18 protein-coding genes and 3 pseudogenes are annotated in these 24,136 nt (G+C 69.6%); 10 read left to right on the top strand and 11 right to left on the bottom strand.

Features of this window, described 5'->3' with window-relative positions; genetic code table 11:
- Positions 1 to 790: 790 nt before the first annotated feature.
- Entirely contained in the window at positions 791 to 3,505 is a 2,715-nt protein-coding gene (locus ACIQCZ_RS10745) for an ATP-binding protein (protein WP_402281360.1), read from the top strand.
- A gap of 107 nt (positions 3,506 to 3,612) precedes the next feature.
- Positions 3,613 to 3,770, top strand: a pseudogene (locus tag ACIQCZ_RS10740) (transposase); the annotation flags it as partial.
- 5 nt (positions 3,771 to 3,775) lie between these two features.
- Here the strand turns inward: ACIQCZ_RS10740 and ACIQCZ_RS10735 are convergent.
- Positions 3,776 to 3,982 (bottom strand): annotated as a pseudogene (locus tag ACIQCZ_RS10735) (winged helix-turn-helix domain-containing protein); the annotation flags it as partial.
- A gap of 79 nt (positions 3,983 to 4,061) precedes the next feature.
- On the opposite strand from ACIQCZ_RS10735, the gene ACIQCZ_RS10730 reads away from it, so the two are divergent.
- Both ACIQCZ_RS10730 and ACIQCZ_RS10725 read left to right on the top strand, forming a co-directional pair.
- Entirely contained in the window at positions 4,062 to 4,601 is a 540-nt protein-coding gene (locus ACIQCZ_RS10730) for a winged helix-turn-helix domain-containing protein (protein WP_402281359.1), read from the top strand.
- 82 nt (positions 4,602 to 4,683) lie between these two features.
- Positions 4,684 to 4,941, top strand: a pseudogene (locus tag ACIQCZ_RS10725) (DDE endonuclease); the annotation flags it as partial.
- A gap of 184 nt (positions 4,942 to 5,125) precedes the next feature.
- On the opposite strand, the gene ACIQCZ_RS10720 reads toward ACIQCZ_RS10725, so the two are convergent.
- Complete coding sequence (locus tag ACIQCZ_RS10720) at positions 5,126 to 5,620, bottom strand: hypothetical protein (RefSeq protein ID WP_402281358.1); 495 nt, start codon at positions 5,618 to 5,620, stop codon at positions 5,126 to 5,128.
- Between the two features lie 1,639 nt (positions 5,621 to 7,259).
- On the opposite strand from ACIQCZ_RS10720, the gene ACIQCZ_RS10715 reads away from it, so the two are divergent.
- Entirely contained in the window at positions 7,260 to 8,648 is a 1,389-nt protein-coding gene (locus ACIQCZ_RS10715; protein ID WP_376294853.1) for an MFS transporter, read from the top strand.
- Between the two features lie 51 nt (positions 8,649 to 8,699).
- Here ACIQCZ_RS10715 and ACIQCZ_RS10710 read toward each other — a convergent pair whose 3' ends face one another.
- Both ACIQCZ_RS10710 and lnt read right to left on the bottom strand, forming a co-directional pair.
- The gene (locus tag ACIQCZ_RS10710; protein ID WP_402281356.1) at positions 8,700 to 9,179 is read right to left on the bottom strand and encodes an NUDIX hydrolase; all 480 of its coding nucleotides are present in this window, start codon (positions 9,177 to 9,179) and stop codon (positions 8,700 to 8,702) included.
- Positions 9,180 to 9,209: 30 nt separating this feature from the next.
- Positions 9,210 to 10,811, bottom strand: coding sequence for an apolipoprotein N-acyltransferase (lnt, locus tag ACIQCZ_RS10705; protein WP_402281354.1), 1,602 nt, complete (start codon positions 10,809 to 10,811; stop codon positions 9,210 to 9,212).
- Between the two features lie 259 nt (positions 10,812 to 11,070).
- Between lnt and ACIQCZ_RS10700 the strand changes: the two genes are divergently transcribed.
- Positions 11,071 to 12,114 (top strand): O-antigen ligase family protein, encoded by a 1,044-nt coding sequence (locus tag ACIQCZ_RS10700; protein ID WP_402281353.1) that lies wholly within the window; start codon positions 11,071 to 11,073, stop codon positions 12,112 to 12,114.
- Positions 12,115 to 12,294: 180 nt separating this feature from the next.
- Here the strand turns inward: ACIQCZ_RS10700 and ACIQCZ_RS10695 are convergent, their stop codons facing one another.
- Both ACIQCZ_RS10695 and ACIQCZ_RS10690 read right to left on the bottom strand, forming a co-directional pair.
- Positions 12,295 to 12,858 (bottom strand): hypothetical protein, encoded by a 564-nt coding sequence (locus ACIQCZ_RS10695; protein ID WP_402281352.1) that lies wholly within the window; start codon positions 12,856 to 12,858, stop codon positions 12,295 to 12,297.
- Positions 12,859 to 12,917: 59 nt separating this feature from the next.
- Complete coding sequence (locus tag ACIQCZ_RS10690) at positions 12,918 to 13,703, bottom strand: glutamate racemase (protein ID WP_402281350.1); 786 nt, start codon at positions 13,701 to 13,703, stop codon at positions 12,918 to 12,920.
- 58 nt (positions 13,704 to 13,761) lie between these two features.
- On the opposite strand from ACIQCZ_RS10690, the gene ACIQCZ_RS10685 reads away from it, so the two are divergent.
- The gene (locus ACIQCZ_RS10685; protein WP_402281349.1) at positions 13,762 to 14,934 is read left to right on the top strand and encodes a glycosyltransferase; all 1,173 of its coding nucleotides are present in this window, start codon (positions 13,762 to 13,764) and stop codon (positions 14,932 to 14,934) included.
- A 52-nt stretch (positions 14,935 to 14,986) separates the two neighbouring features.
- Here the strand turns inward: ACIQCZ_RS10685 and ACIQCZ_RS10680 are convergent, their stop codons facing one another.
- From ACIQCZ_RS10680 to ACIQCZ_RS10670, 3 genes are all read right to left on the bottom strand, one after another.
- A complete protein-coding gene (locus ACIQCZ_RS10680) occupies positions 14,987 to 16,303 on the bottom strand; it encodes a TerD family protein (RefSeq protein ID WP_402282135.1) in 1,317 nt (438 codons plus the stop codon).
- A gap of 578 nt (positions 16,304 to 16,881) precedes the next feature.
- Positions 16,882 to 17,916, bottom strand: a complete 1,035-nt coding sequence (locus ACIQCZ_RS10675; RefSeq protein WP_402281348.1) for a radical SAM/SPASM domain-containing protein — start codon at positions 17,914 to 17,916, stop codon at positions 16,882 to 16,884.
- 694 nt (positions 17,917 to 18,610) lie between these two features.
- Positions 18,611 to 19,219, bottom strand: coding sequence for a TetR/AcrR family transcriptional regulator (locus ACIQCZ_RS10670; RefSeq protein WP_402281347.1), 609 nt, complete (start codon positions 19,217 to 19,219; stop codon positions 18,611 to 18,613).
- A gap of 46 nt (positions 19,220 to 19,265) precedes the next feature.
- Here ACIQCZ_RS10670 and ACIQCZ_RS10665 point away from each other — a divergent pair, with 46 nt between their 5' ends.
- Together ACIQCZ_RS10665 and ACIQCZ_RS10660 are read left to right on the top strand one after the other, a co-directional pair.
- Positions 19,266 to 19,730, top strand: coding sequence for an SRPBCC family protein (locus ACIQCZ_RS10665; protein ID WP_402281346.1), 465 nt, complete (start codon positions 19,266 to 19,268; stop codon positions 19,728 to 19,730).
- Positions 19,731 to 20,170: 440 nt separating this feature from the next.
- A complete protein-coding gene (locus tag ACIQCZ_RS10660; RefSeq protein WP_402281344.1) occupies positions 20,171 to 20,395 on the top strand; it encodes a hypothetical protein in 225 nt (74 codons plus the stop codon).
- Between the two features lie 241 nt (positions 20,396 to 20,636).
- Here the strand turns inward: ACIQCZ_RS10660 and ACIQCZ_RS10655 are convergent, their stop codons facing one another.
- Together ACIQCZ_RS10655 and ACIQCZ_RS10650 are read right to left on the bottom strand one after the other, a co-directional pair.
- A complete protein-coding gene (locus ACIQCZ_RS10655; RefSeq protein WP_402281343.1) occupies positions 20,637 to 22,181 on the bottom strand; it encodes an FMN-binding glutamate synthase family protein in 1,545 nt (514 codons plus the stop codon).
- 316 nt (positions 22,182 to 22,497) lie between these two features.
- A complete protein-coding gene (locus ACIQCZ_RS10650; RefSeq protein WP_402281342.1) occupies positions 22,498 to 22,755 on the bottom strand; it encodes a hypothetical protein in 258 nt (85 codons plus the stop codon).
- A 724-nt stretch (positions 22,756 to 23,479) separates the two neighbouring features.
- Between ACIQCZ_RS10650 and ACIQCZ_RS10645 the strand changes: the two genes are divergently transcribed.
- Positions 23,480 to 23,956: a DUF6643 family protein gene (locus tag ACIQCZ_RS10645; RefSeq protein ID WP_402281340.1), complete on the top strand. Its 477-nt coding sequence runs from the start codon at positions 23,480 to 23,482 to the stop codon at positions 23,954 to 23,956.
- Positions 23,957 to 24,136: the final 180 nt, after the last annotated feature.

Raw genomic sequence — 24,136 nt, 5'->3', positions numbered from 1 at the left:
TGGAACGGGCGACCGATCGATGTCCGCCCGACCGGCTCGAGAAGCCTCCCAGGCGCACTGTCAGCTCGCCGGACCGCCCCCGGTCCTGCTGCCAGCCCTTCACCGGCTGGCAGTACGCCCCGGAAAACCCCGAGGCCGACGCCGGGTTCGACGACTCGTCCTGGCGGCTCTGCGACCTCACCACGTCCCACAGGTGGCGCGCGAGGAGCACCCTCCTGGGCCAACGACGCCTTCAAGTCGGCCCGGGGGCTGACCGCGGCCGGACTCGACGGCGACGCCACCGTGCTTGCCTGGCGCATCCAGGGCGGGACCGGGGACGAACTCGTCCGCGGAGCGCTCAACGCCGGTGGATGTACTAAGAACCGGACCGGCTGGTATCTGCCCGGCTTCCCCGACACCAGTGGCAGCCCGTCGACCTGCCGCGGGACCGGACCCGCCAGGGGGTCGCCTGGTACCCCACGACGTTCCGCCTCGACCTGGACGACAGCGAAAACGGCCGTCGGAGCCGTGGACATGCCCCCGACGGTCCCGCACGCTGTTCTCTCAGGTCAACCCACGAATCCGCCGATCGTGTGCGCCTGCCTACCGATGAAATCGGGAGACCCCGGCGACGATGGCCCGTGAAGCCGAACCCCACGCCGGCGTTGCGAGATGCCACCGCACGATCAACCGCATCCAATCCCCCAACATCTCTGCCGTATATATGTGTGTTTCGCTAGGCTTCCCAGCATGCTGGCAGAGCAGGGGGAATAAAGTGTCGGAACGTCACCGCACCGAGAGGACCACCGTCGTGGACGGACGCGATCGGGTGGGTAAGCCCCTGTACGAGCGCCAAAACGAGGTAGTCGCTGCTCGGAATGCGGTGGAGGGGATCTGCGCAGGCGGCGGGGACCGCGAAGGCAAGCAGGGTGGGCTGCTGTTCTTCAGCGCTGCCGCCGGGCTGGGCAAGACGACCGTGCTGGCCGAGATCCGGCGCATCGCCACTGCCCGCGGCTGCACTGTACTGTCTGCCCGAGGCGGCGAGCAGGAGCACACCGTCCCCTTCCATGTCGTACGCCAGCTGCTGCAGCCCGTCCTCGCTTCCTGCACCGAGGCCGAGCGTCGCGAGATATTCGGCGGGTGGTACGAGATCGCCGGCCCGGCCGTTGGTCTGTTCGCTCAGCAGACCGGTACCGCCGCCCCGGACCCGCAGGGCGTCCGGGACGGTCTGGACTGGGTCGTCACCCAGCTGGCCGTGCGACGGGCACCGATAGTGATCGTTCTCGACGACGCCCACTGGGGTGATCTGGAGTCACTCGCCTGGCTCGCCGCGTTCGCGGTGAGAGCGCAGGAACTTCCCGTGCTGGTGGTCCTCGGCTACCGCCCGGACGAAGTGCCCACCGAGGCCGCGACGTTCCGCGAACTGATCGACGGCCGCAGCGGACGCCCGATCCCCCTGCACGTTCTCAGCCCGGAGGCAGTAAGCGAACTGGTGCGAAGTTCGCTCGGAGCGGAAGCCGACGACCTCTTCTGCCGCGAGTGTTGGACGGTCACCGGCGGCAACCCCTACGAGGCCGTCGAGCTCATCGCCAAGGTCCGGGACCGCAGCCTCGCCCCGAACGCGGAGTCGGCCTCCCTGCTGCGCGAACTCGCTGCCAGCGCACGCGGCGCCGGACTGGTCAAACGGCTGGAGAGGCTCGGCCACGCCTCTGTCCGGCTTGCCTGGGCCGCCGCGGTACTCGGCACCGAGATCTCCCCGGAGCTGGCCGCAGCAGTGGCCGGACTGCCACCGGCCGAGGCCCGGGACGCCGTGGACCGGCTGCGCGTCGCCCGTATTCTCACCGGCAGCCGGACACTCGAGTTCATCCATCCACTCGTCGCCACCGCTGTGTACCAGGCCATCCCGCCGACCACCCGCACCGCGCTGCACGGTCAGGCCGCCTGGGCGGTGGCCGACGCGGGCCTGGGCGTCACAGCCGCCGCTCGGCATCTGCTCGAGACCCATCCCGAGGACGACCCACACACCGTCCTTCAACTGCGCGCTGCCGCGCGCGAGAATCTCCGTCTTGGCGCGCCCGACGCGGCTCGACGCTGTCTGGAACGTGCGCTGCGCGAACCGCCGGCGCCCGAGGATCGCGCGGGCGTGCTCTACGAACTCGGCTGCTCTGCCCTGCTCACTGCCCCGGCCGTCACCGTCAATCACCTCACGGCAGCCCTGGAGCAGCCCTTCCTGGACCCCGCGCTCAGGGAGGACGCCACCTTCCGGCTGGCTCAGGCATTCGCCCACAACGACCAGCCCGCCAGAGCGGCCGCCGTCGCGGGCGCCGAGGCAGCACAGGCAAAGTCCGCTCGAGCGCGGCTGCGCCTGCAGGCAGCGCATTATCTGTGGCTGGCCTTCGACGCGCACGAGGCGCAGGCGTCCGAGCGCTCCCGTCGGCTCCTACAGCTTGCCGAGCACGTGCCCGGAAAGGACATCGAGGAACGGGCCCTGCTGTGCGTTCGAACCTGGGACGCGATGTTGCGCGGGGAGCCGACCGCGAACACGCTGGCCATCGCCGCACGTGCCCTGGGACTGAGCTACACCGACCCGGACTGGGGTTTCGAACTCCCGAGCCTGACCGCGCTCAGCTACATGTACGCCGACGAGTGCGACCGCGCGGAAGAGCTGTTCAGTTCGGCCATCGCAGAGTGCGAGCAGGTCGGGTGGAGTGGTGCCCACCTCTCTTTCAGCTTCACTCTCCTCGGCCTGGTCTGGTTCCGGCGCGGGATGCTCGTCGAAGCAGAGGACTGCGCGCGTGAGGGAGTGCGCCTGGCCGAACGGGTGGGCCCCCGGGTGCCCGCCCAATGGTATGCCGTCGGACTGTTGCTGGACGTCCTGCTGTCCCGGGGCCGCGTCGAGGAGGCGCTTCGCGTCGCCGAGACGTACGACTTCGCGCCCCCCTACCCGAACGCGGTGGCCTTTCCCGACTCCCAAACCGTCTACGGACGACTGCTTCTCGCCCGTGGTCTGCGCGAGGAGGCCGTGGCACAACTCACCGCGGCCGGGAAACGGCTGGAAGCCAAGGGCATCCTCAACCCGACCTGGTGTCCCTGGGCGGGATACCTCGCCATCGCCATCGCCGAGGAAGACCCCCAGCGCGCCCGCGCCCTCGCAGCGGAGATGCTGCATCGGGCAGAGCGCTATGGCACGCCCACCGCCATCGGTGAGGCGCTGTGCTTCGGCGCGGCGGTGGACGAGGACGGGCAGGCGCTGCCCCAGCGAGAGCGCGCGGTGAAGGTACTGAGCCGGTCCCCCAACCGGCACGCGTACGCTGAGGCGCTGATTGACCTCGGCGCGGAGCTCAGGCGCGACGGCCGCACCGACAGGGTAGCCGAGCTGCTGTTCGAGGGTATCGAACTGGCGGACCGATGTGGTGCCGACCATCTCGCTGAGCGAGGCCGTGCGGAAATGGCCAAGGCGGGGCTGCGGCTGCATCGGCAACGCACTTTGGCGCAGCGTCGGGTGAACGCCGCAGAGCAGGGCTGACCTCGAACGAGGCAACGGAGTCGGCCCCCCTGAATGGGGCCTGTGTGATGTCGTGATCAATCTTGCAGACCCGGATCCGCCTGGAAGGCGGATCCGGTGGGAAGACGATCGCGACGCGCAGGCAACTGACCGACGAACAGTGGAAGTTGGCCGAGCCGCTCCTGCCGATAGCTGAGTACGGCCCGTACCCCGAGCGGCTGCGGGATCAGTTTGGGGGGCGATCTGGCGGTTCAGGACAGGCGCGCAGTGGCGTGAGATGCCGACCGTGCTTCACAAGCGGCACCCGCTGCCCGGGACGGTGACGATCACCGGCGGTTGCCGAGCTTGGCACCCAGCTTACTCATCGTGACCTTGACGACGGTGGTGAACGGGTCGGTGTTGGCGTCCCACGCCTTCTCCAGGAGCTCCTCGGCGCTGACCACCGTGCCCCGCGCCCCGCATCAGCACCTCCAGCACGGCGTACTCCTTGAGGGACAGCGGCAGGTTCTGAACTTGATCGGGTGATGTCGGGCTGTTCGCCAGACAGCGTGAAGGTGGCCTCGGTAATCCTCGTTCGGTGAGATATCCGCAGGGCGGCGGCTTGACCGACGTCGAGAGAGCCGCGCGGGAGCAGATCCGGCGCCAGGCCGTGACTCGCTTCGAGGCTGGCGGGAAGAACCGGGAGATCGCTGCCACGCTGCGGGTCTCGGAACGGTCGGTGGAACGTTCGCGACGCCAGTGGCGCGAGGGCGGCCACGTCGGAGTGGCCTCCAAGGGGTCGCCTGGTCGACCCCGGCTATCTGACGCGCAGATGGCCAGGTTGGAGAGGGAGTTGGAGCGCGGTCCGCTGGCACACGGGTGGGCCGACCAGCGGTGGACGCTGGCCCGGGTGAAGACGGTGATCGACCGGCTGTTCCACGTCTCGTACACCGTGGAGGGCACGTGGCGACTGCTGCGACGCTATGGCTGGTCCTGGCAGCAGCCGACGCGGCGCGCGATCGAGCGTGACGACGACGCGGTGGAGTTGTGGAAACAAGAGGTGTGGCCGCGGGTAAGAGCACCGCGGCGGCGAACAGCGGTTGGGTGGTCTTCGAGGACGAGGCCGGCCAGTCGATGACGCCGCCGCGTGCCAGGACCTGGGGCCGTAGGGGCAGCACTCCGGTCGTCCACGTGCGGGGGCGGGGATCGGGCCGAGTTCTATGGCGGGGATGACCTGCTACAAGCCGGGTGAGCGGTCCCGTATGTTCTACGCGATCCGCGAGTACCGGGGCCGCAAGAACGAACCGAAGGTCTTCGGCTGGAAGGGCGACCGCGACCTGGTCATCCGCGCCCATACACAGCTCGGCGGCCCGATCGTGCTCGTATGGGACAACCTGCGCATGCACCTGGTCGCGCCACTGAGGGAGTTCTTCGAGGCCAACGCCTCATGGCTCACCGTGTTCCAACTGCCGACATACGCCCCGGACCTCAACCCGCAGGAGGGCATCTGGTCCCTGGTCAAACGCGACATCGGCAACCTGGCCGCCGCCGACCTTGGCCAGGTCACCCGCGCTGTGACGCAAGCTCAAGATGCTGCAGTACAGGCCGGAGGTTATCGACGGATGCCTGGCCGGCACCAGCCTGACTCTACCGGCGTGATCATCAGAAGATGCCGAAGAAGCGATCCCACCAGATGGGCCGCTGAACGTGCGAGGGCAGTCGGCTCGGCCCGTCGTAGTCGCTCTCCAGCAGTTCCTCGCCAACCACGACATAGCCAAGCTCGACCAGCGCCCGGTTGACCTTGGCAAGGTCCGCGCCGTCCAGCTCGCCCTCGGCCTGGGCGTCATCCGTTCCGAGGAAGGCTCCCGGGTTGTCTGCGCAGACCAGAGCCAGTGAGCCGAACTTGCTCACGCAGACGACGATCCGGGTGCCGCATATGGTTGCGTCCCCGGGCACGACGACGCGCCCGTACTCGCTGGAGCCCTGGGTGTCCTGCTCGGCCGTGCAGCGAGCTGCGAAGTCACCTTCGAGCCGGGCCACCAGAGCACCGAAGTGGACTGCGGTCTCGCCACGGTCGTAGTGCTGCGGCCACTCCAGCCACTCCGGATCATCGAGCTCGCGCAGCAACACCAGCAGATCCGCTTCGCTCTCGGTCATGCGCTCATCTTGGCGCAGCAGCCATCCGCGGAGCAGCTCGAGGCGCCACCACACTTACCGTCCCCCGACGTCACCCATTCAAGTTCAGTACAGTCACTCAGCGTGCCTGCGGCAGCGCCAAGTTTCGTCTCCCGCCGTCCGTCGCTGCGGCCCTCCTTGGGGGGATCTGGGGAGGATCAGCGCTGCTGGGGAGCGTCTGGGGAGAATCGACTACATAAGACGGCACGCCCCTGAAAGACCCTGAAAGATTCATCTGCGCCGGTCAGAGGCGAATGAAGCTGCATCGCAGGTCAGCGCGACGCGGTAGACAACTTCATGACGAAGGTGCCCTGGAGACTGGGACAAGCAGTCGGCTTGCCCTGAATCCTTGTCACTTGAATACGTGCAGACGCGCAGATAGCGCGCTCACGGACGAGCCGGGGGAAAATCTGCGGAGCTTGGAGCCATGCCTCCATTGGCCTGACCATCGAGCAGACTGTCGATCGGGCAACGCGCCTCCGGCACGAAGTGGGCATAGTGGTCCAGCGTGATGGTTGCAGACGAGTGCCCCAGCCACCTGGCCAGTGTCACCACGGACTCCCGACCCTCAAGGACGATCGAGGTGTACGTGCGCCTCAGCACATGGAAGCCATCCCTGCGCTCCGCCTGCCACTGCCGCGGCTTCGCACACTCGTCGACCTCCGAGCCGTCCCGAAAGAGGTCGACCTCATCCCCGGCTTCACGGGGGACATGACGGGCATCGGCCACCACGGAACCTGTGACCTGGAGCTGCAGCTGCGCAGGCAACGGCGTCCGCGATGGGGGGGTCCTGCGGTGAGTTCGAGGATGCGGCGGCGGATGCCGGGCCGGCGCACGAGTTCCGCGAGGACGGGGGCGATGTCGTCGCGGGGGACGTCGGCGTAGTCGATGGCCTGTCCGATGCGCTGCCGCTGCCCGGCTGCTTGGTGACTCCGGTAACCAGCCACGTTGGTCTCACACCGCGTGGCGACGGTTCGCCGATTACTGCGGAGAAGCACAGGAGACAACGGCCGGAGGGGGGCGGACTGGTTGGGGGCGTTGCTGACATAGGCGTACGGCGAGGAGTTGGGCGTTCCGGCCGTGGAGGGTTCCGGGTCGATGGTGGTGAAGCGGCGGTTGGCGGGGCATGCGTGTGGTCGCGTCGGTTCATCCGGCCGCCTATGTACGGGTTTCACGGTGCGGGGGCCTGCCGGTGCGGGACCACGTGCCGCCAACCATGTCCGGCTCCGCAGAAACCCGCCAGGCCTGACCGCAGGCGCGCGGAAAAGGAAAACACTACCCGCCCGATCCTCCCCGAATGCCGAAGTTCAACGCTGCGTAGTCAGCACCAAGTCAGCACGGGACAGGTGATCAGGGCTGCTGACATGCGGTTTCAGGTCAGCACCAAACCAGCACGGGAGTCAGCACCAGGGCAATAAACCATGCCTAATAGCGCAATCCTGACAGGCACCTGCCGGCCTTCAGCACGGTCCTCGAAGCAGTCTCGACATGCCTGTCATGGTGGCCCCGCGCACACCCGGCCCAAGAACTATGGTGTCCCGCCACATGTGCCTCTGACCTGCCCATTCCTACGGTGTGGCGACACGAAACCGTCCCCGCCAACCGCCCGGAAGTGGTACCCATGGCCGCCTCGGCATCCGCCCCACCGAACACCCGCTCGCTCAAGCGCATCGTCGCCGCAAGTCTCATCGGGACCACCATCGAGTGGTACGACTTCTTCCTGTACGGGTCAGCCGCCGCGCTGGTCTTCAACAAGCTGTTCTTCCCGGAGTCCGACCCGCTCGTCGGCACGCTTCTCTCGTTCCTGACCTACGCGGTCGGCTTCGCCGCCCGGCCGCTCGGCGCCCTGGTGTTCGGGCATTACGGCGACCGGCTCGGCCGGAAGAAGCTGCTGGTGCTCAGTCTGTTGATGATGGGCGGAGCGACGTTCGCCATCGGGCTGTTGCCGACGCATGCCACGGTCGGGGCCGCCGCCCCCGTGCTCCTCACCCTCCTGCGTCTGGTGCAGGGCTTCGCCCTCGGTGGTGAATGGGGTGGGGCCGTGCTGCTGGTTTCGGAGCACGGGGACCCCGAGCGGCGCGGATTCTGGGCCTCCTGGCCGCAGACCGGAGCTCCGGCCGGGCAGTTGCTCGCCACCGGGGTGCTCTCCGCTCTCACCGCGCTGATGTCGGACTCGGCCTTCGGGGCATGGGGGTGGCGCATCCCCTTCCTGCTCTCCGGGGTTCTGGTGCTTCTCGGCCTGTGGATTCGTCTCTCGGTCGACGAATCGCCGGTGTTCAAGGCAGCGCTGGCGCAGGCCGAGGAGCGCAAGTCCGCCGCCGGCGCGACGGAGAAGATGCCGCTCGTCGCCGTACTGCGGCACCACTGGCGCGATGTGCTGATCGCCATGGGGGCCCGGATGGCGGAGAACATCAGCTACTACGTCATCACGGCGTTCATCCTCGTCTACGCGACCACCGCGGCAGATCTGGGCAAGCAGACGGCGCTCAACGCGGTACTCATCGCCTCGGCCGTCCACTTCGCGGTCATTCCGGCGTGGGGCGCGCTGTCGGACCGGATCGGACGCAAGCCCGTCTATCTGGTCGGCGCCATCGGCGTGGGGCTGTGGATGTTCCCGTTCTTCGCGCTGATCGACACCCGGAGCTTCGGGAGCCTGCTGCTCGCCGTCACTGTCGGGCTCATCTTCCACGGCGCGATGTACGCGCCCCAGGCGGCCTTCTTCTCGGAGATGTTCGCCACCCGGATGCGCTACTCGGGCGCGTCGATCGGGGCGCAGTTCTCATCGGTCGCGGCCGGTGCCCCCGCGCCGCTCATCGCCACCGCTCTGCTGGCGGACTTCGACAGCTCGACGCCCATCTCGCTGTACGTCATAGCCGCGGCGCTCATCACCGTACTGGCGGTCGGTTGCGCCAAGGAGACCAGGAACCGGGATCTCACGGACATCGAGGGGGCTGCCGCCCCGGAGCCGGACGCGCCCGCCGCGCTGCCGGCCGACGCGCGAGGCGTCTGAGCCGTGCCGTCGGACGGGCCGGGGAACCGGGCCCGTCCGACGGCACCGTCGTCACTCCTGAGCGGTGGGCTCGAACCAGGTGGGTCCGTCGGTCAGCGACTGCTTGATCCTGAAGAGCCCGAACTCGTTCAACGGCGGCAGCGCGTCCACCGGGAACCAGCCCACCTCCAGCGACTCGTCGTCGTTGACGCGTGCCTCGCCCCCGGTCGCCCGGCAGCGGAAGGTGACGTCGAGATACTGGCAGCGGTCGCCGTTGGCGTACTGCACCGGTTCCAGGGCCTGTGTGAGCACCACCCGCTCCGCCACACAGCGCACAGCGGTCTCTTCGTACACCTCGCGCTCCGCCGTCGCCGCCGGCTGCTCACCCGGCTCGCAGATACCGCCGATGACCGACCACTTGCCGGTGTCGGAACGGCGCCCGAGGAGCACTCGCCCCTCGTCGTCGAAGACCACGGCGGTGACGCCCGGCAGCAGGAGCAGCTGTTGGCCCGCGGTGGCGCGGATCTCGCGGATGAAATCAGGAGTAGCCATGGGCCCGACCCTACGCGGCGGACGGGATGGTCAGCGGCGGCGCCTCACCCGTACCGAACGCACGGTGACCCAGCCGAGCCCCGCGACGGCGATCAGCGCGAGGACTCCTTCGGGGAGCGTGCCCATCCTGGTCGCGGGCGTGAGCGAGGACCTCAACGGCACCTTGTCCACCAGCGCGTCCGCGGTGAACAGCTTCGTCTGCTGGACGATCGACCCGTCGGGACGGATGACCGCACTGACCCCGCTGGTGACGGGGACGACGACGGACCTGCTGTGCTCGACCGCCCGGACCCTGGACATGGCAAGCTGCTGATAGGTCATCTCGCTGCGCCCGAAGGTGGCGTTGTTGCTGGGTACGGCGATCAGTTGGCTGCCGTGCTCGACCGTGTCCCGTACGGCGTCGTCGAACGCCGCCTCGTAACAGGTCACCAGTCCCACGTTCGTACCCGCCAGGTCGAAGACACCGACCTGCTTTCCGGGACCGAAGTCCCGCCGTACACGGTCCACGTCGGAACTGAAGAGGCGTACGAAGGAGCGCATCGGGATGTATTCGCCGAACGGCTGGATGTGCCGCTTGTCGTATGTGCTGACGGGCCCCTTCTTCGGGTCCCACTGGATGAGGGTGTTGCGCAGCTTGCCGGTGTCGGGCTCGACCACCGCGCCGATCACGGTGGGTACGCCGATCGCCTTCACCGCGTCGTCGATCACGATCCGGGCGTCGGCGTTCCGGTAGGGGTCGAGGTCGGAGGAGTTCTCCGGCCACAGGACGAAGTCGGGCTGGGGAACCTTGCCCGCCTTGACATCCTGGGCGAGCTGTTCCGTGCGGCGCACATGGTTGTCGAGGACGGCGCGGCGCTGGGCGTTGAAGTCGAGTCCGAGCTGCGGCACATTGCCCTGGATCGCGGCGACGGTCGCGGTGCCGTCCTCGGGCGAGTCGTCCACGAGCGGCAGGGCGGCGAAGGCCGCGGCGACGGGTACCAGGACGGTCACGGCGGCTGCGGCGACGGCGGCTCGGGGCGCCTCGCCCGTGCTGCGGTAGATACGGAACCGGCGTACCGCTTCACAGAGGCCGAAGCCGCACAGCACCACCGCGAAGGAGAGCAGCGGTGTGCCGCCCACGGCCGCGAGCGGCAGGAACACGCTGTCCGCCTGCCCGAAGGCGATCTTCCCCCAGGGAAAGCCGCCGAACGGCACCCTGGCCCGGATCCCCTCGTCGAGCGCCCAGACCGCGGCGGCCCACACCGGCCACCAGGCGAGCCGGGAGACGGCGGCGATCCCGATGCAGCCGACGGCGATGAACAGCGCCTCGGCCGTGGCGAGCGCCAGCCACGGCACCGGACCGACCTCCTCGCCCGTCCAGTGCAGCAGCGGCAGCATGAAACCGAGCCCGGCGAGAAGGCCGAGGCCGAATCCGGCGCGCAGTCTGCGTTCGTGCAGCACCCAGCCGAGCAGGGCGAAGCCGGGCAGAACCAGCCACCACAGGGGCCGGGGCGGGAAGCTCAGATACAGCAGCACTCCCGAAATCACGGCGGCTGCAGGCCGTACGAGCCGCGGCATCACGCGTCTGCCCCTGGACGTGGGGGTGGATGCGGGCCGCTGCGGGTCGTCGACTGGGGTGATGGTGGCGCTCACCCGGCGGAGTCTACGGTGGTCGGCGGTGTGCCAGGCAGCCCTGCTCGCGTGATGGAACCCCTCGCGCCGGATCGTTTCGCCACTTTCCCGCACAGATCCGGGCCGCTGGCATTACCGTGTGCGCCAGCCCCCCACAGATCGGCCGTGTCCGGCCGATCGCGAACGGGACGGTCACAGGTCGGGGGCGAACGTGACGATTGCACCAGCGGGACGGGGCCGAGCGCGGGAACGCGGCAGCACTTCCGACGGAGCCGGGGCCGTGATCCTCGCCGCCTGCGCGATCTGGTCGTTGATCAGCGCCGCCGGACGGGAGACGGGCCCGGAAGGTGTCCTGCTGGCTCTGCTCGCCGTCGCCGCGGGCTTCGCCTGCGGACGGATCTGCGGAACGCTGCTCCCGGTGGCGACGGCCACGGCGGCCGCCGTGGCGGCGCTCCTTCTGGGGCTCCTCTCGCGTCATGGCGTGCCGGGCGCCACGGCCACGACGGACACGGCGCCCGGTCACGCCGGGGCTGCCGCCGCACTGCTGGTGCTCGCCGCGGGCGCCGCCTGCTGCGCGGCGGCGACGTCCCGGCAGGCACCACTGCGGTTCGCCCTGCGGCTGCTCGCGCTCGGCACCGCCTGCTCCGCGCTGGCGCTGCGCTCGGTGGCCGGGTTCGCCGCGGCACTCGGGGTGCTGCTGTGTTCGCTGGCCGCCACCAGGATGCGACAACGGCTGCTCGGCCTCGCCGGGCTCGCCCTGGCCACCGGTCTCGTCGTCGCCACGTCCTGGGCGGTCGCCGCGGACGCGCTGCCCCAGGGCCTCAAGATGTCCCTGGAAGGTCCGCTCACGGCGCACCGGGTGCAGCTGTGGCAGGACGCGTCGGAGCTGGCGGGCGAACATCCGGTGCTGGGCATCGGCCCGGGACGGTTCGCCGAGCTGAGCCCCACCGTGGAGCAGACCGTCCACTCCGACGGCAAACCGCACTCGGCACCCCTGCAGCAGGCGGCCGAGCAGGGTGTGACGGGAGTGGTGCTGCTGGGTTCGTCCTTCGGGTGGCTGCTGTACGTGCTGTGGCGCTCGCCCCGCAGCACGGCCGTCGTCCTGACCGCGGGCACCACGCTCACCGCACTCGCGGTGCTGGCAAGTGTCGGCAACGCGCTGAGCTTGACGCCGGTGACCGCGGGGGCGGGGCTGCTCGCGGGGCTCGCGTCGGCCCGCAGCCCGATCGGCGAGGGCACGGCGGGCGTGGGCGGCACGGCTGACGACGGGGAGGTCCGTACGCACGGGACGCATGAACCGGACGGTGCCGGCAGCGTCCGGTGATCCGGACGGGGCGAACGATGCGGCGTACGGGCCCGGCGTTGCGGCCGGAACGGCCCGCGGGTCGCGGTACGGGCGATACGGCGTACGACCCCTCGGTCACGAACCGTCGTGCCCGGCCGGCCCGTCGCACCCCGCTCCGCGCCGTTGCCGGGGCCCGGGGACCGCGGTTCGTGCCGCGGGTCAGGCTCCGGCCGGCGCGCCGGTCGCCCGCAGGTGCAGGCGCTCGCGGATGAACCGTACGCCCGCTTCCGCGTCGTCGACCGTGATGGTGAACGTGCGGCCGTCACCGAGCCTGAGCACCAGCCCCTCGCCCCTGCGGACCACCACGGCCGTGCCCTGCTCGGGGCGCCAGCGGTAGCCCCAGCCGCCCCACTGACGCGGGGTGACCCGAGGGGCGAATTCCGCGCCCACCACATGAGTGAGCAGGATCCGGCGGCGCGGCAGGCCCATGTGGCCGCAGCGCACCTCCAGAGCGTCCCCGTCGACCCTGACGGCCACGTTCACGAAGGCGAGCGTGCCGAACAGCATGAGCAGTCCGGCGGCGACGCAGCCGATCACGGACATCAGCAGCGGGGCGATACCGGAGGTCCAGTTGGAGGTCACGGCCAGTTGGACGCCGAGCGCCACACAGGCCGCCCCTGCGGCGGCGAGCACCCACTGGGCCCGGTTGGTGGCCCGGCCGATCCAGACCTCGGAGTGGGGGTCGGCTCCGGTGTGCCTCGGTTTTCGGGGGTGGTCCCTCATGTCAAGCAGCGTACTCAAGAACCCGCACGCCGGAGATGGGCCCGACGGCCCGCGCCGGGTCAGCGGGCGGGGCTGACGGCCCCCAGCAGCTGCCCCTCGGCATAGGCCAGAGCGGCTTCCGGCAGGTCGGCGACGCGCCCGTTGAGGAGCACGGTGAGGCCTCCGGCCGATTCGGCCGACGGAGCGGGTTCGACCCCGATCCGGCGCAGTGCCTGGGCGGCGACTGCGTCGGCGGAGCCGTGGAGCGCGACGGGAGGCAGACCGGGCTGCCGGACGGCGGCACGGATGCGCTCGGCGACCAGTTCGTAATGCGTGCACCCGAGGACCACAGCCCGCACATCACGCGGGGTGAGCGCGGCGGCTGCGGCGACGGCCCGGTCGATCGCCGCCTCGTCAGCGTGCTCCACGGCGTCGGCGAGACCCGGGCACGGAACTTCGGTGACGGCGACGGGGCCGGCGAATTCACGGATGAGTCCGCGCTGGTACGGGCTGCCCGTGGTGGCGGGCGTGGCCCAGATCGCGACGGGGACGCCGTCGGCGACGGACGGCTTGATGGCGGGAACGGTACCAATGACCGGCACTCCGGGTTCGAGTTCGGCGCGGAGCGTCGACAGGGCGTGCACGGAGGCCGTGTTGCAGGCGACGATCAGTGCGTCGGGCCGGTGGGCCGCAGCCGCTCGGGCGACGTCCAGCGCGCGGACGGTCACGTCCTCGGGGGTACGCGGCCCCCACGGCATGCTGTCCGGGTCCGAGGAGAGCACCAGATCGGCGTCGGGCCTCAGGCGGCGTACCGCGGCGGCGGCCGCGAGCAGGCCGATTCCGGAGTCCATGAGCGCGATCTTCACCCGGTCACCTTAGTCGACCGCCCTTGCGGTTCCGTCACAGTGGGGCAGACTGCGGCAAATGAGTGCCGTTGCCTGGATCGCCGTGGGTTCGCTGGCCGCGTGGTTGTGGCTGCTGCTGGGACAGGGTTTCTTCTGGCGCACCGACCAGCGGCTGCCGCCCAGGGAGGCCCCGGAGCACTGGCCGTCCGTCGCGGTCGTCGTGCCCGCGCGTGACGAGGCGGACATGCTGCCGGTGAGCCTGCCGTCCCTGCTGGCGCAGGACTATCCGGGGGTCGCGGAGATCTTCCTCGTCGACGACTGCAGCGAGGACGGCACCGGCGATGTCGCCCGCGCGCTGTCCGTGCGGTACGGGGGGCTGCCGGTGACGGTGGTGTCGCCCGGCGAGCCGGAGCCTGGCTGGACGGGCAAGCTGTGGGCCGTGCGGCACGGGATCTCGCTGGCGCGGGCCCGGCAGCCGGAGTATCTGCTGCTGACGGACGCCGATATCGCGCATGAACCGGACAGTCTGCGGGAGCTCGTCGCCGCCGCCGTCTCGGGCGGGTTCGACCTGGTCTCGCAGATGGCCCGGCTGCGGGTGTCGAGCGTCTGGGAGCGGATGGTCGTCCCGGCCTTCGTGTACTTCTTCTCGCAGCTCTATCCGTTCCGGTGGGTGAACCGGGCGGATGCCCGGACGGCCGCGGCGGCCGGCGGGTGTGTGCTGCTGCGGACCGGAGCGGCGGAGCGGGCCCGCGTGCCGGAGTCGATCCGGCAGGCGGTGATCGACGACGTGTCGCTGGCGCGGGCCGTGCGGCACGGCGGCGGGCGGATCTGGCTGGGGCTGGCGGAGCGGGTGGACAGCGTGCGCCCCTATCCGTGCCTGGCGGATCTGTGGCGGATGGTGTCGCGGAGCGCGTACGCCCAGCTGAGGCACAGTCCGCCGTTGCTCCTGGGGACGGTCCTGGGGCTCGCGCTGGTCTATCTCGCGCCGCCGGTCGCACTCGTCGCCGGGCTGCTCGGCGGGGCCCCGGTGGCGGCGTGGGCGGGCGGAACGGCGTGGGCGGTGATGACCGGCACGTACATGCCCATGCTCGGCTACTACCGGCAGTCGCTCTGGCTGGCGCCGCTGCTGCCGTTCACCGCCGCGCTCTATCTGCTGATGACGGTCGATTCGGCGGTACAGCACCACCGGGGGCGCGGCGCGGCCTGGAAGGGGCGTACGTACGCCCGTCCCGAGGCCGCGCCGGACCGGTGAGCGGAGTCGGCCGTGGGCCGATGACCGCAGTACCGACCGGACCCCCGGGGGGTCATTTACGGCCGGGCGTCCAGTTCATGCCCCACCCGTAGGCGTAGTCGATGGTGCGCTGCGGGCTCACTCCGCGCTCGGGTACGAGATAGCGGGCCTCGCGCTGCACCGTGAGGTCTCCCCCGTTGTTGGTGAGGAGCGCGAGCGCGCAGACGGTGGACGGCACGGTGCACTCGTCGAGCGAGAAGTCGATCGGGGCGCCGTGCTGGGGCCGGAGGGTGACCGTCGCATGGAGATCGGCAAAACTCCGGGCGCCTTCGTAGATGGTGACGAAGATCAGGACGCGGCGGAACTTGTCCTTCTGGTCGAGGTTGACAGTGAGGTTCTCACCGGTGGCGACCGCGCCGGTGCGGTCGTCTCCGTCGAGATGGATGTAAGGGGGCTGCCTGAGCGCACCGAACGCGTTTCCGAGTGCCTGTACGACTCCCTTGCGGCCGTCGGTGAGCTCGTAGAGGGCGCAGAGGTCGAGATCGAGGTCCGCGTGATCGGCAACCGCTCTGCCGAGTTTGCTCGCCCAGCCCTTGAACTGTTTGCGCACTTGCCAGTTGAGATTGACCTGCAGGACTCCCGTGGTACCGCCCTGTTTGGCCAGGGAGACCGAAGGCGTCTCCTTGGTGAGCGTCACCTTCGACAGACGGACGGGCGGGACGGCAGGAGGTACGGGGGGCGCCGTCGGCGGCGCGGGCGGGAGGACCGGCGGCGGCAGGGGCAGATCGTCAACCCGCGGACCCCTCTGGGTCTGTTGGGGCGCTTGGGGTTGTTGATACAGCTGGGGCCGCTGTGGTTCATCGACGGAAATACCGAAGTCCGTCGCGAGACCTTCGAGACCGCTGCTGTAACCCTGGCCGATGGCTCGGAACTTCCAGGCGCCCTGGCGCCGGTAGAGCTCGCCGAGAATGAAGGCGGTCTCGACCGTCGCGTCGGCACTGTCGAAGCGCGCGATCTCCGAACCGTTCGACGCGTCCATGACCCGTACGTGAAGCCCGGCCACCTGGCCGAAGGTGCCGCCGTCCGCGGAGGCCGCCAGGACGATGGTCTCGACGGCCGGCTCGACGCGTACCAGATCGACGGCGAGGCTGTCCGTCACCCCGTCGGCGGTGGTGCGCTTGCCCTCGTGACGAACCGCGCCGGATGTGTGGGACGGCTGGTTGTAGAAGACGAAGTCGGCGTCGTCGCGCACCTTTCCCGACACGAGAAGGAGTGCCGAGCCGTCCACGTCCGGTGTCCCTGGAAGGGCGCGCCACCCCAATTCGACCCGCACGGCCCGAGCCGCCACCGGAACATTGGCGCCTTTTAGCATGGTCATGCTCGCCCCCATCGCGAGTCCGGCTGCCCGAAGGCTTTTCTCCGACAACCTAATCCCCTGCGCGCCACGGGGCCCACAGCAGTGCGTCCACCGCCCGGCGATCCGTCGGTGACTCCCCGGGAACTCGCCCTCCGCACGATCCCAGCGCCGCCGCGTCACACGAACGTCGAGCAACCCGGAACTTCCGCCTGCCCGGGAGGAGTCATGTCGCGCAGCCGCTCCCGGGCGAACTCGGCGAGCGCCTGCTGCTGCTTCTGACCCTCGTGGCTCCCGCCACCGGCGGCGGTGCGTCAGTCCTGCTGCTGCACCGTCCGTCCTGGCGTGCCCTCTCCGCCGGGGCTCCGCCGCGATGGCGCTCATGGTCACCGGGCTGCTGGGCGCCGTCACCCGCAGATGACCTCCTCCGCGGCGGTGCACATCCCCGTGTCACCGCAGAGCCCGCGCCTCCTCACTCCGGATACTTCGGTATCAGCCGGGGAGCCGGGCGCCCGGACGAGGCACGGGCTTGATTCATGCCGACGTGCCGTACGGCCTGGAGCGAACCAGCCGCCCGCCGTCCTGTACTGCTCCCCCGCTGCTCGCGCTCTTCTCTACTCCTCGACGTCCGGCAAGCAGAACGGGTTGGGGTCGCAGCTCTGCGGGCACATGTCCGGCTCACAGCTTTGCGGACAGCCGTCGGGAACGCACGCGCTCTGCGGGCAGTCGCCCGGCACACAAGGCCCGACGTCCGGTGAGCAGTACGGCTCGGGTTCCCGGAGCTCCGAGGGTTCGCAGGCCTTCGAGCGGTCCGCGTGGGACTGCGCCCGGGGAACCCACACCTCCTCGCGGATGGTCTGACGCATCCGGTCGAGCGGACCACTCCGGAGGATCTGCGCGAGCTCCTCCTCCAGAACGTTGCCGACCGGCCACTCCCGCGCCATGACACAGGCGTACGCCGTACCGTCGGGGCTCACGCAGAGCCGTCCCCGCCAGCAGTGGCCGCACAACCCTGAGAGCTGCGCGTTCTGCGACATGACGTCCTGCGCGCGGCCGAACTCCCGGATGTCGCCCACGCGCACGGAGTCGACGCCCATGCCGTGCAGGAAGTCCTTGGTCCGGTCGATGTCGTCCTGGCCCTGATCGATGGCGATCACCGCTGCGCGGACGGTCACTCCGCGCTCGACGAGCCTGCGGAGGTTCCGGACGGTGCGCTCGTGGCTCGACCGCACCTTGGTCACGCGGTCGTGCACAGCGGGGTCGTGAGAGTACACCGACGTCGCGAAGGCAACGTCGTGCTCCACTGCGAAGTCGAGCGTTTCGTCGCTGAGGTGCGTCAGATTGGAGAACACCTCGACGAATTCGTACCCGATGTGCTTCGCCCTCGCCAGGAGGTGGCCGAAGTGCGGGCTCAGCTGCGGCTCCCCGCCGATCAGCTGCACCTTCCGGCATCCGAGCTCGTAGGCGTCCGTCATGATCTTGTCGTAGTGGTCCTTCGACAGAAGGTCGCGGTGGCCGCTCTGCGGGTGGGAGTCCGTGTAGCAGTGCACGCACTGCAGGTTGCAGCGATTGGTCAGCTCCAGCCAGAGGAAGTCCAGCCAGACCGACTCCTCCTCGAGGACCGGTTCCGCGCAGACCTGACCGCCCACTTCGACCACACTCCCTGACGTCGGGACCTGCCGTCGGCCCACACCCGTGCCACTGTCCCACCGGTCTCCCGTCACGGTCCGCACACGCGTACCGTCCAGACGGGTGTGTCGCGGCAGCACACCGCGCCACGCCCCTCAGGGCGCGGTGCGGCCGCGAGCCCGGCCTGATCCACAAGACGCGGCCCGGGCTGTGGAGGCCGCCGACCGGCAGCAGACCAGCCTGCCCGCTGCCCTTGCCGCCGACGGCGCTTGCAGGGTGAGGCCTCTGTCCTGAGGCCGATCTGCCGGGTCTGCGGTGACACGGTCGACCGACGGGCAGGCCTGCGGGAGTATCCGGTTGCGGCATCCGACGGTGAGGAGCCCGGTGATCACTCAAGGAGCAAAGGTCACGGCGCGGTGCGGCGCCTGCGGTGGCGTGCTGATACGCAAAGTCGGCCAGTTGCGGTTGCGGGGCGGCGGCCGACGGCACGAGGTGGGTCTTCTCGTCTGCAGGAACGGGCCCAGCGGCGATCAGGCGGCGGATCGGGTCTGGGCAGCCGGTATTCGGCTGTGCACCTTGTGCGGTGTGACGCCCGAACTCAACCGTGTGCTCCGCGCGGCTTCGATATTCGGCGCACGCCCCACGCGTGCTCGACGAGTTCGGGCGGCGGATCGAGTCTGCCCCGGAACGACCGAATCGTGATCGGCGACTCCGTCACTTCGAGCCGTAGTACAGCCGGAGGAACTCCTCCATCGCCGCGTCGACACCGACGCGGTCACCGGTGGCGAGCAGGTCGAGCAGCAGGCCACGGACGGTGGCGAGTCCCAGCCTGGCACGGTTCCGGGCCACGGCAGGGTCCGCACCTGCGGCGACCTCGGCGGCCATGAGCGGCTCCAGCCAGTCGTTCACGAGCCCTTCGAGGACCGGGGCGGCCTCGGGGCGGCCCCGCAGCGCGTGCCCGCAGATTTCGAAGAAGAGCCGCTCCTGACCTGCCAGTCGAGGGTCCGTCAGCTGCCGCCAGAGGAGCCGCGCGGTATCGGAGGGCGAGAGACCGGGATCCAGGCGGAACCGGGACAGCAGATCACGCTGGCGCTGTTCCGACGTCCGGACGATCTCGACGAGCAGCTGCTCCTTGGAGCCGAAATAGTGGATCAACATGCGGTGACTGACGCCGATCGCGGCACCCAGGCCGCGCAGGCTCAGGTCCGCGAAGCCGTGTGCCGCGACGTGGTCGACAGCCGCGTCGACCAGTTGAGAGCGCCGGCCCCCGTCCGTGCCGGGCGCGGCCTTGCCCTCAGGATGCGAGCCGTCCGTATTCACCACGTCGCGAGTGTACCAATTGGTACATGCGCTATGTACCGTGTGGTACATGAAGTCTGTCACCGTGTTGATCGACGTACCGCAGACGCCCGAGCAGGTCTACGACTTCCTCGATGTCGTGGCTCACCACGAGCGATTCACCAACCACTACCTGACCGACTGGCACTACAGTGGCCCCGCCCGCGGCATCGGATCGTGCGCCACGGTCACAGCCGCGCTGGGCGGTACGAAGACCGACGTCACCATCGAGGTCGTCGAGGCCGACCCGCCGCGGCGCATTGTCGAACGGAACGTCAGCGCGGCCGGCCGGCGCCTGGCCCACGGCACCTACACCATCGAACCGCTGCCTACCGGCGGAAGTCACGTGTCGTTCACATACGCCTGGGCGCGTGTCCCGCTCGCCGACTGCCTGCTGGCGCCCGTCATCCGTGCCACGATGCGGCGCGCGAACCGTACGGTCATGCGACGCCTGGCCACCGAGTTGGGTCACCACGTGTCCACTGCCGGATCCTGACGCGTTCGGTACATGTCGCTCTTCCGCCCGTCACAGGACCTGTTATGGAGACGGACACCCGGCCTCCCTGACGGCCCCGTGAGCCGCTCGGGGGCGATACGCCCTGATGCCCTTTCATGCCCAGGACGCAAAACCAGAAGCTTCAGCCCGCCCTGCACACGTCGCGCCAACCCGACCCGAAAGAACGCCAGTTGGAATGAAGCTCAAGATCCTTCCATGGCGGATTCCTCGTTGTGCCGTCGGCCGCGAACCCTCGCAGGGGGTGCCGAGGGAGGGTGAGGACCGTGTCAGACATGTCCCGGCGGAAACTACTGGGCGCCACCAGCACGGTTACCGCTGCAACGATTCTCACCACGACGGGAGCGGCTCAGGCAGCCGAAACCGCGGGTGACATTCGTGGAGATACACCGAACACCACCACGAAGGACACCGACACACCCATGGCCGGCACAACCTCGACGGTCAAGTACGAGGCGTACCTCGTGGAAGACACAGAGGGCGAGTGGGCGGCCAGTGCCACGTTCGGGTCCGGTGCCGACCCCGGTGACATGTGGGCGTTCGTCGACGCAGCCAAGGCACGTATCCAGCGAAGGTATCCGACGTTGACCTTCACCGGCCATGTCGTCCGGTACGACGAAGTCACCACCGAGATACCGCACCCGTAGCCGCACCTTCAAGGCAACCCCTCTCTCGCCTGCGCGCGGAAGGGAAGATGGGGTACCGGCTCTCCGGCCACTTGGCGGGAGAGCGGACTTCGCATGACTTCGCCCCGCCGGACAGATCCGGCGGGGCGAAGTCACAGGGCTCGAATCGGCCAACAGCGTCCGGAGGTGGTCGGCGGGGGCCTTCCGCGTTTCTCATACGGGCGGAAGCCTGAAGAGCGCCGTACTTGTCACTGTCGGTGCGTCAGAGGACCGGCTTCTGAACGGAGGTCGGCCTGGTGGCGAGCAGCGCCGTGATCTCATCGGCGAGCTGCTCGCCGAGCCGGCCCCAGCCGTCCTTGTAGCCGTAGACGCCGGCCAGGGTGCGGGCCTCGTAGTCGCCGTTCATGATCTCGATGTCATCGGGTGTGATGAGTGCCGGGTGGGCGACGCCGACGGCCGCCGAGACCTTCATCAGCTCCTTGCGCAGGGTGCGCAGGTAGACAGCGGCTCTGGTGGCCTTCGAGGTCGGGTCGATGCCGCGGGCCAGCCACGGGTTCTGGGTGGCGATGCCGGTGGGGCACTTGTCGGTGTGGCACTTCTGCGACTGGATGCAGCCGATCGACAGCATCGCCTCACGGGCCACGTTGATCATGTCGGCACCCAGAGCGAACGCGACCGCGGCGTTCTCGGGCAGGCCGAGCTTGCCGGAGCCGATGAAGGTCAGGTCATCGGTCAGCCCCCGCTCGGCGAATGTGCCGTAGACCCGGGAGAAGCCCATCCGGAACGGCAGCGACACCGAGTCGGTGAAGATCAGCGGCGCCGCCCCGGTGCCGCCCTCGCCGCCGTCGATCGTCACGAAGTCGACACCACGGTCACCACGCGCCATCAGCGTGGCCAGATCCTGCCAGAAGCCCATCTCCCCCACCGCGCTCTTGACCCCGACCGGCAGACCGGTCTCGGTGGCGAGCAGCTCGACGAAGTCGAGCATCGAGTCGACGTCGCTGAACGCGGTGTGCCGCGACGGGGAGGCGCAGTCCTTGCCGGCCGGGATGCCGCGGATTCCGGCGATCTCCGGGGTCACCTTGGCGCCCGGCAGCATCCCGCCCAGCCCTGGCTTGGCTCCCTGGGAGAGCTTGATCTCGATCGCCTTGACCGGGGCGCCGGCGACGACATCCTTGAGCTTGTCCAGGTCGAAGCTGCCGTCCTCGTTGCGGCAGCCGAAGTACGCCGTACCGAGCTGAAGGACGAGGTCGCCGCCGTTGCGGTGGTACGGCGACAGGCCGCCCTCGCCCGTATTCTGCATCGCGCCCGCCAGCGCCGCCCCCTTGTTGAGCGCCGTGACGGCCGCGCCGGAGAGCGATCCGAAACTCATCGCCGAGATGTTCACCACGCTCGCCGGTCGGAACGCCTTGGCGCGCCCACGCGGCCCGCCCAGCACCTTGGCCGAGGGCAGTGGGGCCTGCGGGTCGTGCATGTCGGGCAGAGTGTCGGCGAACGTGCGCTGCTTCAGGTAGGCGTGCCCCTGCACGTGCTCGACATCCACGTCGGTTCCGAACCCGAAGTAGTTGTTCTCCTCCTTCGCCGACGCGTAGATCCAGGTGCGCTGGTCACGGCTGAAAGGCCGCTCTTCCTCGTTGGAGGTCACGATGTACTGCCGCAGCTCCGGCCCGATCGTCTCCAACAGGTATCGGGCGTGTCCGATCACCGGGAAGTTCCGGAGCAGTGCGTGCCTCTTCTGGACAAGGTCGCGGGCGGCCACCAGCGCCAATGCTGTTGCGGCGACCGCGCCGATCCTCCGGGCGTGCATGAACGTTCCTCCTCGATGAGCGGCTCCATCGCCGCGCGGTGGACGTCGTTGTGTCGTGTTGGGCGCCAGGCGACGGGCGCTGCCGGTCAGGCATCAGCGTCCGCCAAAGAAAGCGAAATGATATTAACCTCGCGCTTTCGTGAGCGGCCCGTCCGGCAGGTGATCGGACGGACGCCGGGGCGCGGGCACAGACGTTGGCGGATCGTCGCGGTGGAACGCCCCCAGGAACAGAAAGATGCCTTGTGAAGTGGACGCCGGGGCTTTCCAGGAACTCCATCCGGCAAGAACAGCAAGGCATCTCGTAGGTGCGATCTCCTCATGCCACGGCGGCGGCCCGGACCGCGTCGGACGAGCAGAACCTGTTGCCGGTGCGGTCGCGGGCCACCACCGCATGCGGGATCCGCCTCCACCACCACGCCCGCGCGGGGCCGGGCAGGCGGTGGGCGTCAGGGGCGTCGGCGCCGAAGGCGGTTGCGGCTGAGGTCAGGCTCTCCCGGACCGTCAGCGTCTCCCGCAGCCCCTGGGGCATGGCCGGGGCACTGTCGGGTGGTGCGGCCGGGGACGTGCCGAACATGCTGATCTGAGCGGGACCACGTCGCCGCTGTCGGCCGGGTTGGTCCATTGCCCGACTGGGGCCGGCCAGTCCCCTGTACCGCCCTGCTGCGGTGCGGGCTGCGGACGGTCGAAGACCAAGCCCGGCCGGACCCGGCGGGGAGCCGAGGGTGGTGGCCAGGGTCGGTCGCGGCCGCTCCGGCCGGGGCACGCACAGCGCCTCGTAGGCGACCACCTAGTGCCGGTCACGGCACTAGCCCAGCGAGTGCCCCATGACCACCCGGGTGTCCGGCGTGATCAGCTCCGAAGTCCGGGCCCGTACGGCTTCACGCGGCTTGGGCACCGTGAAGTAGCGACGCACCTGCTCCAGGGTCGAGACGAGTGGCCGGCCTGATACGGCACCGAAGAATCGAGTGCGGGTGAGAGCGTGCAGGGGCGCGGCGAAATGGAATCCCGGCGCAGGGCGATTCCGGCCCCACCGCGCAGCGCCGGCTCGACTTCCGCCAACAGAGCCTCAGGGGTGTCGAGTTGCCGCCGTCTCCATCCTGGGGAGTGCCACGCGGGTGTCGCCCCCGCAGCCCATCCACCACTCCCGTTAGTCATGGGCCCTTCAACGGAATTGCCCCCGCTGTTATCGGAAGCCTTAGCGATGATTTAGCAGGTCAGGCGGACAGAACCAGCGTAAAACGGATGACCCCGAGATTGGGACTCCCCAACCAGCACATCGTGGGCTTAACTTAGGTGTCATGACCTCCCCTCGCTCCACCTACGGCGGCGGCTACTACGCCGCCCCGTCGTTCCCCGACACTCCGATCTACGACTCCCTGGTCGCGGAGCGGGGCACCCCTCAGATCGCTCCGATCCGAGTGCCTGCCGCCTATGACACCGGCAACAGCTATCTGCCGGCTCTCCCGGCGGCGCTGCCGGCCCTTCCCTCGGCCCCTTCCCAGCCCAACCCCTCGTACGGCCACCCGCAGCCTGCGCAGCAGGGCTACGCGCCGATGCAGCCCGCACAGCTGCAGCACGCCCCGGCCCCGTACATCCCGCAGCAGCCGACCGCGGCCCGCGGCGGGTACCAGGCGCCCTATCCGCCGCCGCAGCAGCAGCGGCCCGCGCCCGGCACCGGGTACGAGGCCATGCGCCCGGCGTCACCGCGGCCCGCCCCGGCCCCCTCCCCCTACGAGGACCCGTACAACCGCCCGTACCAGGGCCGGGGGTACTGAGCCGGTCATCACGGACGGTCGCACCGAGGTCGTCGTCGAGCCATGGGGACTCGCCGGCGACCTCGACGTACCCGCACCGGGCCGAACGGCCCACCTCGCCGCACGCACGCCCCGGACGGACCGTCAGCCCCGACGGTCGCCGGGGAACTCACGGGGGTGGTCCGTGCGTTGGACGGGGTG

It is taken from the genome of Streptomyces sp. NPDC093149 (genome assembly GCF_044754145.1).
In the GTDB taxonomy this organism is placed as follows: domain Bacteria; phylum Actinomycetota; class Actinomycetes; order Streptomycetales; family Streptomycetaceae; genus Streptomyces.
This window is presented reverse-complemented; position numbering and strand designations above follow the sequence as displayed.